Origin of the sequence: Pseudoalteromonas sp. 2CM37A (assembly GCF_023161885.1) — a bacterium.
GTDB classification, from domain to species: domain Bacteria; phylum Pseudomonadota; class Gammaproteobacteria; order Enterobacterales; family Alteromonadaceae; genus Pseudoalteromonas; species Pseudoalteromonas atlantica.
On record NZ_JALNTJ010000003.1, the window covers coordinates 290,260 to 305,247 of the forward strand.

13 protein-coding genes are annotated in these 14,988 nt (G+C 43.8%); all 13 read left to right on the forward strand.

Annotation, left to right across the window (positions count from 1 at the left end):
- The first annotated feature begins 9 nt into the window (after positions 1 to 9).
- The 13 genes from rsmH to ftsA are packed head-to-tail and all read left to right on the forward strand — an operon-like array spanning position 10 to position 14,982.
- Complete coding sequence (rsmH, locus tag MTF68_RS08705; protein ID WP_004589408.1) at positions 10 to 948, forward strand: 16S rRNA (cytosine(1402)-N(4))-methyltransferase RsmH; 939 nt, start codon at positions 10 to 12, stop codon at positions 946 to 948.
- Positions 945 to 1,271 carry a cell division protein FtsL gene (gene ftsL, locus MTF68_RS08710; protein WP_024033306.1) on the forward strand — a complete coding sequence of 109 codons (327 nt, stop codon included), beginning with the start codon at positions 945 to 947 and terminating at the stop codon, positions 1,269 to 1,271. Before rsmH ends, ftsL begins: the two co-directional genes overlap by 4 nt.
- Positions 1,268 to 3,085, forward strand: a complete 1,818-nt coding sequence (locus tag MTF68_RS08715) for a penicillin-binding transpeptidase domain-containing protein (RefSeq protein WP_024033305.1) — start codon at positions 1,268 to 1,270, stop codon at positions 3,083 to 3,085. Before ftsL ends, MTF68_RS08715 begins: the two co-directional genes overlap by 4 nt.
- Entirely contained in the window at positions 3,078 to 4,556 is a 1,479-nt protein-coding gene (gene murE, locus MTF68_RS08720; RefSeq protein ID WP_004589411.1) for a UDP-N-acetylmuramoyl-L-alanyl-D-glutamate--2,6-diaminopimelate ligase, read from the forward strand. Before MTF68_RS08715 ends, murE begins: the two co-directional genes overlap by 8 nt.
- A complete protein-coding gene (murF, locus tag MTF68_RS08725) occupies positions 4,553 to 5,935 on the forward strand; it encodes a UDP-N-acetylmuramoyl-tripeptide--D-alanyl-D-alanine ligase (protein ID WP_248462245.1) in 1,383 nt (460 codons plus the stop codon). Before murE ends, murF begins: the two co-directional genes overlap by 4 nt.
- Positions 5,935 to 7,017, forward strand: coding sequence for a phospho-N-acetylmuramoyl-pentapeptide-transferase (gene mraY, locus MTF68_RS08730; protein WP_248462246.1), 1,083 nt, complete (start codon positions 5,935 to 5,937; stop codon positions 7,015 to 7,017). The genes murF and mraY overlap by 1 nt, the downstream gene beginning before the upstream one ends.
- Positions 7,018 to 8,352, forward strand: a complete 1,335-nt coding sequence (gene murD, locus MTF68_RS08735; RefSeq protein ID WP_054982318.1) for a UDP-N-acetylmuramoyl-L-alanine--D-glutamate ligase — start codon at positions 7,018 to 7,020, stop codon at positions 8,350 to 8,352.
- On the forward strand, positions 8,349 to 9,524 hold the full coding sequence (ftsW, locus tag MTF68_RS08740; protein WP_004589415.1) for a cell division protein FtsW: 1,176 nt from the start codon (positions 8,349 to 8,351) through the stop codon (positions 9,522 to 9,524). Before murD ends, ftsW begins: the two co-directional genes overlap by 4 nt.
- Positions 9,521 to 10,597 (forward strand): undecaprenyldiphospho-muramoylpentapeptide beta-N-acetylglucosaminyltransferase, encoded by a 1,077-nt coding sequence (gene murG / locus MTF68_RS08745; RefSeq protein WP_096740165.1) that lies wholly within the window; start codon positions 9,521 to 9,523, stop codon positions 10,595 to 10,597. Before ftsW ends, murG begins: the two co-directional genes overlap by 4 nt.
- Entirely contained in the window at positions 10,598 to 12,049 is a 1,452-nt protein-coding gene (gene murC / locus MTF68_RS08750) for a UDP-N-acetylmuramate--L-alanine ligase (RefSeq protein WP_248462247.1), read from the forward strand.
- A complete protein-coding gene (locus tag MTF68_RS08755; RefSeq protein ID WP_024033298.1) occupies positions 12,046 to 12,966 on the forward strand; it encodes a D-alanine--D-alanine ligase in 921 nt (306 codons plus the stop codon). The genes murC and MTF68_RS08755 overlap by 4 nt, the downstream gene beginning before the upstream one ends.
- Position 12,967: 1 nt before the next feature.
- Positions 12,968 to 13,753, forward strand: a complete 786-nt coding sequence (locus tag MTF68_RS08760; RefSeq protein WP_004589419.1) for a cell division protein FtsQ/DivIB — start codon at positions 12,968 to 12,970, stop codon at positions 13,751 to 13,753.
- A complete protein-coding gene (ftsA, locus tag MTF68_RS08765; protein ID WP_004589420.1) occupies positions 13,750 to 14,982 on the forward strand; it encodes a cell division protein FtsA in 1,233 nt (410 codons plus the stop codon). Before MTF68_RS08760 ends, ftsA begins: the two co-directional genes overlap by 4 nt.
- The last annotated feature ends 6 nt before the right edge of the window (positions 14,983 to 14,988 follow it).

A 14,988-nucleotide genomic window follows, 5' to 3' on the forward strand; every position in this document is an offset into this window, starting at 1 on the left:
CACAAGCTAATGACTGCGCAATTTGAACACGTATCCGTATTAATGGACGAAACCATCGATGCTCTTGCAATTAAGCCAGACGGCATATACATGGATGGTACTTTTGGACGTGGCGGACACTCAGGTCAAATACTTGCTCGACTTGGTGAGCAAGGGCGTTTACAGGCCATTGATCAAGACCCACAAGCAATAAAGTCGGCTGAAAAATTTGCCGATGACGCACGCTTTGCTATAGCTCACACCCGCTTTTCTAACTTATACGATGTTGCAGAGCAAAACGATCTGTTAGGTAAAGTTGATGGCATTTTATTAGATATTGGGGTGTCCTCCCCCCAGCTTGATGACGCAGAGCGTGGCTTTAGCTTTATGAAAGACGGCCCTCTTGATATGCGCATGGACCCAACAAGTGGGCGCAGTGCAGCGCAGTGGCTAGCCGAAGCTGAGCTTGAAGACATTACCCATGTAATTAAAACCTACGGTGAAGAAAAATTTGGTAAGCGTATTGCCCACAAAGTACTTGAGGTAAGAGAGCACACGCCAATTACCACAACCAAGCAACTTGCCGATTTAGTCGATGAAGCGGTGCCCGTTAAAGATAAATTTAAACACCCAGCCACACGTACATTTCAGGCAATCAGAATTTACATAAACAGTGAGCTGGAAGAAATTCAAACCGCACTGCAAGCCGCTGTAAAAGTATTAAAGCCAGGTGGGCGTTTAGTGGTTATTTCGTTTCATTCACTTGAAGACAGAATTGTGAAGCAATTTATTAGAAAACAGAGTAAGGGAGAAGCGATACCCAGAGGTCTGCCTTTAACCGACGCACAAATAAATAAAAACCTGACGTTAAAAGCAGTGGGTAAAGCTATTAAACCAAGTGCTGAAGAAATTGAGCGTAATCCACGCTCTCGCAGCTCAGTACTTAGGATTGCACAGAGGCTTGGATGAACACTAAAGCGAATCATCGCCAACCCAATTTATTTTTAGAAATATTAAAAGGCCTAGGAGCTAACAAGCTAACCTCGGCCTTGTTGGTTGTGATATTCGCTTCAAGCTTTGCAGTAGTGCAGGTTACGCACTCGGCTCGCGCGCAGCTAATTAAGCAAGATACGCTGCTACAAGAGCGAGATGAGCTCGACCTTGAATGGCGTTATTTACTTGTAGAAGAAGAGTTTTATTCGCAGCATGCGCGCATTGAAGAAGTTGCTACCACGCAGCTTCAAATGAAGCGCCCTACCAGTCAGGATGAACAGGTAATAATAATACAATGAGAAATCGCGGCAAAAAACAGGTCAATAACTTAATCACATGGCGCTTTATGTTGGTGTGCACTGTGGTGTTTTTAGTGTTTGTAACACTGGTGTCGCGTGCTGCCTATTTACAAGTTATTGAGCCAGATAAAGCCCGTTCAGAAAGCGATAAACGCACTGTTCGTGTAGAAAAACTACATGTACAACGCGGTATGATCTTCGATCGTCAAGGCAAAGAGCTTGCTGTAAGTGTGCCTGTAGTCAGTGTGTATGCCGATCCTAAAGCATTACATAAGTCACTTGTTGCCAAAGTTATAAAACAAGCACGTAAAAACGGTGAAGATCATAAAACGCTTGCAGAAAATGCCGCTGAGCTTGATAAGCGTACCTCTGTTTATTATGAAAATGATCTGCGTTGGCGTGAGCTGGCAGATGTATTACGTATCGATCCTAAAAAAATAAATTCGCGTTTATTAAATGATCCCACCCGTCGTTTTGTGTATTTAAAGCGCCAAGTTACACCGGCTGTTGCCAACTACATTAGCCAATTACGCTTACCTGGTATTCATTTGTTAGATGAGTCTAAACGTTATTACCCCGCGGGAGAGGTAACGGCCCACATTATTGGTTTTACAAATATTGATGGGAAAGGCATAGAAGGCATTGAAAAACTCTACGAAAATGCCTTAACAGGCGAAGAAGGCCGCCGCACTATTCGTAAAGATGCCCAAGGCCGCGAAGTTGAAGTATTAGATGAGCGTGAGCGTGTAGAGCCTGAAAATATTCAGCTGAGTATTGATCAACGTATTCAAGCAATTGCTTATAAAGCAGTAAAATCTGCTGTACTCACGTATAAAGCGACATCGGGGTCGGCCATGGTGGTTGATGTTAAAACCGGTGAAGTTTTGGCTATGGTAAATAGCCCATCATTTAATCCAAATAATTTGAACGATGCACAACCACATAAACGCCGTAACCGCGCAATTACCGATTTGTTTGAACCAGGCTCAACCGTTAAGCCACTAGCCATTTTAGCTGGGCTAGACTACGGCGCAATTAAAGCCGACGACACCATTGATACCTACCCAGGTTGGATGCGTTTAGGCGGCAGTTTAGTAAAAGATACCCGTAACCACGGTGAAATGACGCTTCGCGAAATTTTAAAGTATTCATCAAACATGGGCGTGGCCAAGGTAACGCAGCAAGTACCTAAAGATTACTTAGTTGGCTTATATCAAAAAGTGGGCTTTGGTAGTGATACCGGCACAGGCATGGTTGGCGAAAGTAGTGGTTTATTTTATCCAAACCGCCGCTGGTCTGACTTTGAAATTGCCACGTTATCGTTTGGTTATGCTATTTCGGTAAGTACGGCGCAAATGGCCCGCTTTTACACCATGTTAGGTGCCGGTGGGATTAATCGTCCGTTAACGATTTTAAAGCAAGACGGTGTGCCAGAAGGCGAGCGTATTTTTAAACAAAAAGACGTAGAAGCCGTTGTTCACATGATGGAAAGCGTGTTTGAAAAAGACGGTACAGCCCGAAACATAAAAGTAGATGGCTACCGTGCGGCAGGCAAAACCGGTACTTCTAAAAAGGCGGTTGCTGGTGGTTACGGTGATGAATACGTAGGTTATTTTGCAGGTGTAGCACCGGCAAGTAATCCACGCTTGGCTGTGGTAGTGATGATAAATGAGCCCGGTGGCGATGTGTACTATGGAGGTGCCACCGCAGGCCCTGCATTTGCAGAAATCGTCTCTAACGCATTAAGAATATTAAACGTAGCCCCTGATAAGGAAGAAGTGGCTTACGTAAAAGGTAAAGATAACGATGCGTGATTTAAAGGCTATTTTAAAATACATCGACATAGATGCACCTTCGCAGCTAGTTAAAGATTTACGCCTTGATAGCCGGGATGTAACCCCTGGCGATGTATTTGTGGCTATAAAAGGCCATGCGCTTGATGGCGGACAGTTTATTGCCAAAGCAATTGAAAACGGCGCTACAGCCATTATTGCCGATAGGCTCTGCGAATTTGATGTCACTTTTGAGCCACTGTATTTAGTAACTGAGCTTGATAAAAAACTCCCAGAGCTAGCGAGTCAATTTTATGAAAACCCAAGCCAATCTCTCGATTTAATTGGTGTAACGGGCACTAATGGCAAATCTACAACAACGGCTATGATGGCGCATTTAGCGCAGTTTTGTAGTACCCCTTCGGCCATTATAGGCACATTAGGCTATGGCCACCCCGATACACTTACGCCACTTATTAATACCACGCCTTCGGCTGTTGACTTGCAGCACATATTGCATGACTTAAAACAGCAGCATAAAAAGCTTGTGGCGATGGAGGTTTCATCGCACGGGTTAGTGCAACAGCGTGTGGCACAATGCCAATTTAAAGCGGCGGTATTTACTAATTTATCGCGCGATCACCTTGATTATCACGGCGATATGACAAGTTATGGCGACGCTAAGCTTATGCTGTTTCGCGATTTTGACCCACAGTTAGTGGTGCTTAATCAAGACGATGGGCAAGCAGAGCAATGGCTTGAAAAATACAGTTTTAATAATCTTATTTGTTATGGTCGTAAAAATTTAGCACCTAAAAATGCACAGTATGTGTATTTTTCTGATGTTGAGTATTCTAAAAATGGTATTTCGGCGCAATTGAGCACAAGTTGGGGTGATATTAGCGTAACATCGCCTCTATTTGGTGAGTTTAACTTATATAATTTAACTGCGGCACTGGCAACATTGTTGGGGCTAGGTTATCCGCTTGAGCAGTTAGCCGCCGGATGCGCGCATTTGCACCCCGTTGCTGGGCGTATGCAAGCGTTTAGCGAAGTTAATTTACCTACGTGCGTTGTTGATTACGCCCATACGCCTGATGCGCTTGCTCTGGCTTTACAAGCATTGCAAAAGCATGTGCCTGGTGGGGTTAGTTGTGTTTTTGGTTGTGGCGGCGACAGAGATAAAGGTAAGCGTGCCTTAATGGCGCAAGCGGCAGAGCAAAATGCAGATAAGGTTATTGTTACCAGCGACAATCCGCGTTCAGAAAACCCAGATGCTATTTTGGCAGATGTGGCAGCGGGTTTATCGCAGCCTGAAAAAGCCCATTTAGAGGCTGATAGAGCAAAAGCCATTCGCTATGCAATAGAAAATGCAAATGCGGATGACGTTATTTTAATTGCCGGCAAAGGCCACGAGGATTACCAAATTATTGGCGATCAACGTATCGACTTTTGCGATCGCAGTTATGTAAAAGAACAACTAAAAAAAGCAGTAAGAGGGATAACTCAATGATCCCAATGGACTTTGATTGGCTGGCAAATGTGCTAGCAACCGATTATCTAGGTGATAATCTCAATGTAGTAAATATTAATACCGATACCCGCAGTATTTGCGACGGTGAGGTGTTTTTAGCTTTAAAAGGGCCTAATTTTGATGGCCATAAATTTATTGCTGACGCTAAACAAAAAGGCGCTATTGGCGTTATTGTTCAGCATAAAGTAGATGTAGATATTGTGCAGTTTGTTGTTAGCGATACCCGCATTGCATTAGGCAATATAGGTGCAGCAGTTATGGCGCAGGTTAACCCTAAAACCATTGCCATTACGGGCAGCGTGGGTAAAACAACGGTAAAAGAAATGTGCGCCGCTATTTTATCGGTGCACGGAGATGTGCTTGCTACAAAAGGTAACTTTAATAACGATATTGGCGTACCACTTACGCTATTACGTTTAGAGCCGCAGCACCGTTTTGCTGTTATAGAGCTTGGCGCTAATCATTTAGGCGAAATTGCTTACACTACCGCCATGGCAAAACCCGATGTAGCTGTGGTGTGTAATGTGGCCGCAGCGCATTTAGAAGGCTTTGGTAGCCTAATGGGAGTTGCTAAGGCAAAAGGTGAGATTTTTGATGGCCTAAAAGACGATGGCGTTGCCATTGTTAACTGCGATAGCGAATTTAGCCAATACTGGCTTGATAAATTAAAAGGGCGCACTGTTAAGTGTTTTTCAAGTACTGAAAAACTTGATATTTGGGCTGAAAATATCAGCCTAGACGAAAACGCTCGCGCGAGCTTTTTATTGTGTACACAAGATCAAAAAGTACCTGTAACGCTTGCTCTTCCTGGTAAGCACAATGTGAGCAATGCGCTTATTGCTGCGGCTTTAACCAGCGAGTTTGATGTATCACTTGAAGAGATAGCCACCGCACTTGCCACCATGGGCGATGTGAAGGGGCGTGTAAACTTAATAAAAGTAACTGATTCACTGACCGTTATTGATGATACCTACAATGCAAATGTTAAGTCGGTAAAAGCTGCAATTGATTTATTAAGTGATATTCAAGGGCACCGTATTTTAGCACTGGGCGATATGGGAGAGCTTGGTGAGCAAGCCAGAACTTATCATCAAGAAGTAGGCGAGTACGCAAAACAACAAGGCATTGATGAGCTGTATACGCTGGGTGTGTTAAGTAAATACGCAAGCGATGTATTTGATAAGCCAAACCGTCATTTTTCTAACCGCGAAGAGATGCTCAAGCAAATTCAAACCAGTCTTAATAACACAAACAATAAAACCACGCTTGTGGTGAAAGGATCGCGCAGTTCTCGCATGGAATTATTAGTAACCGATTTAGTAAATGGCCAGCAACAAGCCATCAATGGAGTATCATAATGTTAGTTTGGCTGGCAGAGTATTTAACCCAATATTACAGTGGCTTTAATGTTTTTTCGTATTTAACCCTACGTGCCATTTTAGGCATATTAACAGCGTTAATGATGTCGCTTTATTTTGGCCCTAAGCTCATTCGTTCGTTACAAAAAATGCAAATTGGCCAAGTAGTGCGTGATGATGGCCCAGAATCTCACTTATCTAAAAAAGGCACTCCTACTATGGGAGGCTTACTTATTTTAGGCGCCATATTTACCAGCACCTTATTATGGGCTGATTTATCAAACAAATACGTATGGGCAACCTTATTTGTAATTGGCTCATTAGGTTTAGTGGGCTTTATAGATGACTACCGCAAAGTAATACGCAAAGACCCTAAAGGGTTAATTGCTAAATGGAAGTATTTTTGGCAATCGGTTATTGCTCTAGTGGTGGCAACTGCACTGTATGCTACGAGTACACAAGCGTCAGAAACCTCACTTGTTGTGCCATTCTTTAAAGATGTATTGCCACAATTAGGCTTGTTTTACATTGTAATTACTTACTTTGCATTAGTGGGCACTTCAAACGCGGTAAACCTGACTGATGGCTTAGATGGCCTGGCGATTGTGCCGACTATTTTAGTGGCTGCTGCACTGGCGATAATTGCTTATTTAACCGGTAATATTAACTTTTCGGCTTACTTACATATCCCGCATTTACCGCTTGCTAGTGAGCTGGTGGTTGTGTGTACCGCTATTGTTGGCGCTGGGTTAGGCTTTTTATGGTTTAACACATACCCAGCACAAGTGTTTATGGGTGATGTAGGGTCGCTGGCACTTGGCGGCGCGCTGGGCATTATTGCTATTTTAGTACGCCAAGAGCTACTGCTTATTATTATGGGCGGCGTGTTTGTAATGGAAGCTTTATCGGTAATTTTACAAGTGGGCTCATACAAATTACGCAGACAGCGCATTTTTAGAATGGCGCCGATTCATCATCATTACGAGCTAAAAGGTTGGCCAGAGCCACGTGTTATTGTGCGCTTTTGGATAATTTCAATTGTGCTAGTACTTGCTGGCCTTGCGACATTAAAGATTCGATAAATGCAGTATTTAAACGAGATAAAAAACAAACATATAACAGTGCTCGGACTCGGTGTAACCGGTCTGGGCATTGTGCGTTTTTTATTATCTCATGGTTTTGCACCAAAGGTCGTTGATAGCCGGGTTGCGCCACCAGGTATGGATTGGCTAAGCGAGCATGCTCCTGAGCTTAATACGCATTTTGGTGATTTAGCTAGCGCCGCGCTTTGTAAAACCGATATGATCATCATAAGCCCCGGGCTTAGCTTAAAAATTCCCGCAATTGCTCAAGCAATAGAGTCAGGCATTGAAGTAATTGGTGATGTAGAGCTATTTGCTCGTATAAATACAAAACCGGTTGTTGCTGTTACTGGTTCTAATGGTAAATCAACCGTTGTTACCTTAGCCTACGAGGTATTAAAAGCAGCAGGTTATAAGGTGGCATTAGGTGGCAATATTGGCACTGCGGTATTGGATTTACTAAGTGATGATTTTGATGTGTATGTGCTGGAGCTTTCGAGTTTTCAGCTAGATACCTGCTCAAGCTTAAAACCAATAAGCGCAGCGGTATTAAATATATCTGAAGATCATTTAGATCGATACGACAGCTACCAAGCCTATATCGACTCTAAATTAAGTATTTATAACAATGCTGAGCTTTTAGTAACCAACGCAGATGATATTCAAACTAAGCCTATTAGTCGCGCTTTAGCGCCGCAAATGAGCTTTGGCACCGACCACGGTGATTACCACTTAGCTGAGCGCAATAATGAGCTGCACTTTATAGTAAAAGGCGAGGCGTACTTACCTGTCAGCACGCTTGCGGTCGTTGGTAAGCACAATTACTTAAATACACTTGCGGTTATGGCGTTATTAAGCCCGTTTGATATTAGTAAAGAGCAGTACGCAGCGGCGCTTTGTCAATTTAATGGTTTAGCGCACCGTTGCCAGTTTGTTGATGAGCAACATGGTGTTCAATACTTTAACGACTCTAAAGCCACCAATGTTGGCGCCACTATAGCGGCAATAGATAGTTTGGCCTCAGATCACGAAAACCTGATTGTAATAGCCGGTGGTGATGCTAAAGGCGCTGATTTAAGTGCGTTAAAGCCATATATAAAAAGTCATGTAAAAGCGCTTGTATGCTTTGGTAAAGATGCAGCAGAGCTTGCTGCTTTAACGAGTAAATCTCACTTGGTAAACACAATGCAAGAGGCGGTATCGCTCGCTAAAGTACTTAGCAAGCGCGGTGACATTGTATTACTTGCCCCTGCCTGTGCCAGCATTGATATGTATAACAACTACATGCAACGCGGTGATGACTTTGTGCAATGTGTAATGGAAGGGCAATTATGATTGCCTTTGCCGATTTAAAAGAAACACTCACCCCTAAACCCTCAGCACAGCTTTACGATGTGCCACTGCTTTATTGCATGTTAATGCTTATAGGGGTGGGTTTTATAATGGTGACCAGCGCCTCAATGCCCACAGCCGAAAGGCTGTTTGATAACTCATACCATATTACCATTCGCCACAGCATGTTTTTAGCGATGGCATTTGTTTTATTTTGGATTGCCGCCAGCGTGCCTATGGATTGGTGGAAACGCTCAAACCCGTATTTGTTGCTGCTTGGTATGGTGCTACTTATTGCCGTGTTAATAATAGGCCGCGAAGTCAACGGCGCTAAGCGTTGGATACCCATTGGGCCTGTTGGTTTTCAGGTGGCCGAGGCCGCTAAATTATACTTTTTCAGTTATATAGCAGGCTACTTGGTAAGAAAGCGCGAAGAAGTACAAGAAAATATTAAAGGCTTTGCTAAGCCTATCGCTGTATTTGCGGTATATGCCTTACTTATTTTACTGCAGCCCGATTTAGGAACCGTGGTGGTTATGTTTGTAACAACTGTGGGGCTGTTATTTTTGGCCGGCGCAAAGTTATGGCAGTTTTTTGTACTTATTTTAACGGGCGTAGGGCTTGTTGTATTACTGATTATTGTAGAGCCATACAGAATGGCGCGAGTGGTGGGCTTTTTAGACCCTTGGGAAGACCCATTTGGTAAAGGGTATCAGTTAGTGCAGTCGCTTATGGCCTACAGCCAAGGTGGCTGGTTTGGCCAAGGGTTAGGTAACAGCGTGCAAAAGTTACAGTATTTACCCGAGGCGCATAACGATTTTATTTTTGCCGTTATAGGTGAAGAGCTAGGCCTTGTAGGCGTAGCAAGTATTTTATGTGTGTTGGCTGTGTTTGTATTTAGGGCGCTTTTAATAGGCCAACAAGCTTTAAAATGTGGCAAAGAATACGAAGGCTATTTTGCGTTTGCTATTGGCATTTGGTTTGCGTTTCAAACCATGGTTAATGTAGGCGCCAGTGCAGGGTTATTACCGACTAAAGGGTTAACCTTGCCGTTTATTTCGTATGGTGGTTCAAGTTTATTAATAATGACGATTGCCACCGGTATTTTATTGCGTGTTGATTTTGAAACCAAAATGGCAACCAAACAAGCCACCTCACGCGGAGGTAAGCGATGAGTAAAAAATTAGTAGTTGTGGCCGGTGGTACAGGCGGGCATATATTCCCAGGTATTGCTGTAGCCGATTATTTAAAAGAGCAAGGCTGGCAAGTAAGCTGGATAGGCACGCCAGACAGAATGGAAGCGGATGTTGTACCAAAGCACAACATTGAAATTGATTTTATTAATGTAAAGGGCGTACGCGGTAATGGCTTAAAGCGTCTTATTAAAGCCCCATTCATGGTACTTAATGCAATATTGCAGGCGCGTAAGGTATTGAAATCTCAGCAACCTGATGTAGTGCTTGCTATGGGCGGCTATGTAACCGGGCCAACCGGCATTGCCGCTAAAAGTTTAGGCATTCCACTGGTGATTCATGAGCAAAATGCAGTAGCAGGAATGAGCAACAAGTGGTTGGCAAAATTTGCTAACAGAGTACTTGCTGCGTTTCCAAGCGCCTTTGCACCAGGGCAAGCCGAATTAGTCGGTAACCCAGTTCGTGCAAGCGTTGCTAATGTAGCTAAACGTGATGTTTCAAGCCCTATTAATATTTTAGTGGTAGGTGGCTCGCTAGGCGCACAAGTGCTTAACCAAACACTGCCAGAGGCGTTTAATTTACTTGCTAAAACAGCGCCAATTAAAGTGTGGCACCAAACAGGTAAAGGCCATATTGAGGGCGTGAAAAGCGCGTATGCGAAAAACAACATTGCAGATGAAGAGCTAAAAGTTGCTGAATTTATAGATGATATGGACGCCGCCTACGCGTGGGCCGATATTGTTATTTGCCGTGCTGGTGCACTGACTGTTAGTGAAATTGCCGCCGCGGGTAAAATGGCTGTATTTGTGCCGTTTCCACATGCGGTAGACGATCATCAAACCGCCAACGCAAAATATTTAGTAACCGCAAATGGCGCGCTTTTAATGCCTCAGCCGCAGTTTAATAAAGATTCAATAGTTGAGCTATTAAACCCGTATTTGGCAAAGCCTATATTAATTAAACAAATGGCCAGCAATGCTAAGCAGCAAGCCATTTTAGATGCCACAGCAAGCGTTGCCTCGCACTGTGAGCAAGTAACAAATAAGAGAAAATAAGTGAAAGATAAGTCAATACAAGAACAACAAACTCGACCTGCTATGCGTCGAATAGAAACCATCCATTTTATTGGTATTGGTGGTGCGGGTATGGGCGGCATTGCTGAAGTACTGGCTTTTGAAGGCTACCGCATTACAGGCTCAGATATAGCGCACAGCGCAATGACTGAACGCTTAATTAAAGCCGGTGCAGAAGTATTTATAGGCCATCACGAAAACAACGTAAAAGATGCCAACGTAGTTGTTGTTTCAAGTGCTATTGATGAAACAAACCCTGAGATTATTGCTGCAAAAGCAGCGCGTATACCGGTAGTTCGCCGTGCAGAAATGCTTGCCGAATTAATGCGTTTTCGCCATGGCATTGCCATTGCGGGTACACATGGTAAAACCACTACAACCAGCTTAATTGCCAGCATTTATGCTCAGGCAGGGCTTGATCCTACTTTTATTATTGGCGGCTTATTAAATAGTGCGGGCAGTAATGCAAAAGTGGGCAAGAGCGACTTTTTAATTGCTGAGGCAGATGAAAGCGATGCATCGTTTTTGCATTTACAGCCTATGGTATCGGTGATCACCAATATTGAAGAAGATCACATGGAAACCTATGGCGGCAGTCTTGAGAAAATGAAAGACACTTATGTGGACTTTATTCATAACCTGCCATTTTATGGCTTAGCCGTAGTGTGCATAGACTCGCAGGTAGCAAGTGAGCTGATCCCGCGTTTTGGTCGCCCTGTGATCACGTATGGCGAGTCAAAAGATGCCGACTACCGCATGAGCGATTTTAGCCAATCAGCAAGTACTTGTACTTTTACTGTGACACATAAAAGCGGTGAAAGCTTAAGTGCAACGCTTAATATGCCAGGTAAGCACAACGCACTTAATGCCACGGCGGCAATTGCAGTGGCTAAAGATCAAAACATTGCTAACCACGCAATTTTAGAGGCGCTGCAAAAATTTGAAGGCATAGGACGACGCTTCCAGCATTATGGCAACTTTGAAAACGAGCGCGGCAATGTCATGCTGGTGGATGATTACGGACATCACCCATCAGAAGTTGCAGCCACCATTGCAGCGGTACGCGAAGGCTGGCCAGAAAAGCGTTTAGTTATGGTTTATCAACCGCACAGGTTTACCCGTACACGCGATTTATACGAAGACTTTGTAAAAGTATTAGCAGATGTAGATCAACTTTTATTACTTGATGTGTACAGTGCCGGCGAAGAGCTTATTGTTGGCGCAGACAGTAAAAGCCTGTGCCGCAGCTTACGTCAGCGCGGAAAAGAGCCTCTACATGTAGCAACGAGCGCAGAGCTTGCTGGTGTATTGGCCGATAACTTACAAAATAACGACTTAGTTTTAACGCAAGGCGCTGGTAATATAGGACAATTGGTTAAAACATTAGCGGCAACAGGTATGTCGGTGGAAAAATTAAAGCAAGGTGAAGTATGACGCAAGAAAACGCGCAATTTGGTAAAGTAGCAGTACTGCTTGGGGGTAACTCAGCAGAGCGCGAAGTGTCACTACGTTCAGGGCAAGCGGTGCTTAATGCACTACAAAATGCCGGCGTTGATGCCATTGCTTTTGACCCGCAAAATCGCTCTTTGTGGGAGCTAAAAGAATTACAGGTAGATCGTGTTTTTATTGCTTTGCATGGCCGTGGTGGCGAAGATGGGACAGTGCAAGGCGCGCTTGAATTTATGAATTTGCCATACACGGGCAGCACTGTATTAGGCTCAGCCTTGGCAATGGATAAAGTCCGTTGTAAGCATTTATTTAAATCTGCAGGGCTAAGCACAGCGCCTTATGCAGTTGTTGATGCTAAAAAAGGCTTTGATGCAAAAGCTATTATGGATGAGTTTAAAAAAGTAATGGTGAAGCCATCGCACGAAGGCTCAAGCATAGGTATGGCGCAAGCAAGTACCGCTCAAGAGCTTGAAGATGCTCTTACACATGCTTTTAAGTTTGATAGCCAAGTGTTAGTAGAGCAGTGGATAACTGGGCGCGAATTTACCGTGACTGTATTAGGCGATGAAGTACAGCCTGTGATTGAAATGACGACTCCAAATGGTTTTTACGATTACCAAGCTAAGTATCAATCAAATACAACACAGTATCATTGCCCTGCAGATTTATCGGCGCAAGATACACAGCACTTACAGGCTATCTCGTTAGAGGCGTTTGATTTAGTGGGTGCAAGCGGCTGGGGCCGTGTAGATGCCATGCAAGATGAGCAGGGGAATTTTTATTTATTAGAAGTAAATACAGTCCCTGGCATGACCGAAAAATCGCTGGTGCCCATGGCGGCAAAAGCAAACGGGGCAACATTTGAGCAATTAGTTGTTCGCATTTTGGGGCAAACGCTTTAATATGCATCCCCTTTTAGAAAAAGCTCAACAGTTAAAACAGCAACTTAACTTTAATTGGTCGCTAATTTTTGGTGTGAGCTTTTTTCTGGTGGTAGTGATTGGGCTCGTGCAAATAACTACCGGTGTATCTGATTGGCTAGTAGAGAACAAAGATGCACAAATAAAGCACTTAACAGTGCTAGGAAAGCCCAAATACACTGACGAAAAGGCCATAATAAAAGCAATAAAAAAGGCCGATTTAAGCAGTTTTTTTGAGCTAGATGTAAAACGCGTACAGCAACTGGTAAAAGATTTACCTTGGGTTGCAACCGTATCGGTACGCAAGCAATGGCCCGATACAATACAAGTGTACGTAGTTGAACACGAAGCCGTAGCCCATTGGAATAGCGATTTACTGCTAAACCAAAGTGGCGATGCCTTTGAAGCAAGTAGCGATAAACTCGCCAATGATTTACCGCAACTTTACGGCCCAGAAGGCAGCGAAAAAGAAGCGTGGATTGCCTTTAAGCAGTTTGACGAAATGCTAAAGGTAAATGCGTTAACGCTAAAAAGCTTAGCCCTTTCGGAGCGTTTTTCGTGGCAGTTATGGTTAGATAATGGTGTGCGCTTAAATTTAGGGCGCAAAGACAAAGCAAAGCGAGTACAGCGGTTTATAGATGTGTACCCGCGCATGGAAAAGCGTGCAGATGCACAAATAGATGCAATAGATTTACGCTATGATACCGGCCTTGCAGTTAGCTATAAGCCTGTGCAAGAACAGCAATTACAAAATAAGAGTAAGGCATGACTAAGTCAGCAGAAAGAAACCTAGTGATTGGATTAGACGTTGGTACCTCAAAAGTGGTGGCCACGGTAGGTGAAATCACCGCAGATAACAAGCTCAGCATTGTTGGTGTGGGCAGCCAAGTATCTCATGGTATGGATAAAGGCGGCGTTAACGATTTAAACTTAGTGTCTGAGTCGATTCGCCGAGCAATAGATGAAGCCGAGTTAATGGCCGATTGTCGTATTAGCTCAGTGTACTTAGGGATTTCTGGCAAGCACATACAGTGTCAAAACGAAAGCGGCGTGGTTGCTATTAATAATACAGAAGTAACCGATGAAGACATTGAAAATGTAATTCATATAGCGCGCTCTGTGCCCATTTCGGCCGAGCGTAAAATGCTGCATGCATTACCGCAAGAATACAGCATTGATATGCAAGAGGGCATTAAAAACCCCCTTGGTATGAGCGGCGTACGTATGGAAGCACGTGCACACATTATTACCTGCTCAAACGACATGGCTAAAAACATTGAAAAATGTGTTGAGCGCTGTGGTTTAGAGGTTGATCAGCTTATATTTACCGCACTTGCATCGTGTTACTCGGTTTTAACCGATGACGAAAAAGAGCTTGGTGTAGCGGTACTTGATATTGGTGGTGGTACAATGGATATCACTATTTATATTAACGGGGCATTACGTCATTCTTCGGTTATACCAGTGGCGGGTAATCAAGTAACCGGTGATATTGCAAAAATATTTCGTACACCTATATCACATGCTGAGTCACTCAAAGTACAATATGCATGTGCAAGTAGCCAAATGGCCAGTAACGAAGACACCATAGAAGTACCAAGTGTAGGCGGGCGACCAGCACGATTAATGTCGCGCCATACTTTATCTGAAGTGGTAGAGCCTCGTTTTAGAGAATTATTTGAATTAGCGATGGAAGAAATTCGTCGCTCAGGTTTAGAAGACCAAATTGCGGCAGGCCTCGTTATTACAGGCGGGACTGCTAAAATGACTGGCGCAATGGAAGTGGCTGAAGACATTTTCCAAATGCCAGTGAGGATAGGCAAACCAATCGGGATAGTTGGTTTGACAGACTACGTAGACGATCCTTCGTACGCAACCGCTGTAGGTTTGTTACAATACGGGCGCACTATGCAATCGATGAATGCACAAAAGTCGAAAGCAGAGGATAATAATAATTGGTGGAACCGCATTACTAAATGGTTCCAAGGCGAGTTTTAAAGTACT

Excerpts from the sequence above, each read along its gene's own strand:
- rsmH (WP_004589408.1), top strand. The coding sequence starts at position 10 with ATGACTGCGCAATTTGAACACGTATCCGTATTAATGGACGAAACCATC.
- ftsL (WP_024033306.1), top strand. The coding sequence starts at position 945 with ATGAACACTAAAGCGAATCATCGCCAACCCAATTTATTTTTAGAAATA.
- MTF68_RS08715 (WP_024033305.1), top strand. The coding sequence starts at position 1,268 with ATGAGAAATCGCGGCAAAAAACAGGTCAATAACTTAATCACATGGCGC.
- murE (WP_004589411.1), top strand. The coding sequence starts at position 3,078 with ATGCGTGATTTAAAGGCTATTTTAAAATACATCGACATAGATGCACCT.
- murF (WP_248462245.1), top strand. The coding sequence starts at position 4,553 with ATGATCCCAATGGACTTTGATTGGCTGGCAAATGTGCTAGCAACCGAT.
- mraY (WP_248462246.1), top strand. The coding sequence starts at position 5,935 with ATGTTAGTTTGGCTGGCAGAGTATTTAACCCAATATTACAGTGGCTTT.
- murD (WP_054982318.1), top strand. The coding sequence starts at position 7,018 with ATGCAGTATTTAAACGAGATAAAAAACAAACATATAACAGTGCTCGGA.
- ftsW (WP_004589415.1), top strand. The coding sequence starts at position 8,349 with ATGATTGCCTTTGCCGATTTAAAAGAAACACTCACCCCTAAACCCTCA.
- murG (WP_096740165.1), top strand. The coding sequence starts at position 9,521 with ATGAGTAAAAAATTAGTAGTTGTGGCCGGTGGTACAGGCGGGCATATA.
- MTF68_RS08755 (WP_024033298.1), top strand. The coding sequence starts at position 12,046 with ATGACGCAAGAAAACGCGCAATTTGGTAAAGTAGCAGTACTGCTTGGG.
- MTF68_RS08760 (WP_004589419.1), top strand. The coding sequence starts at position 12,968 with ATGCATCCCCTTTTAGAAAAAGCTCAACAGTTAAAACAGCAACTTAAC.
- ftsA (WP_004589420.1), top strand. The coding sequence starts at position 13,750 with ATGACTAAGTCAGCAGAAAGAAACCTAGTGATTGGATTAGACGTTGGT.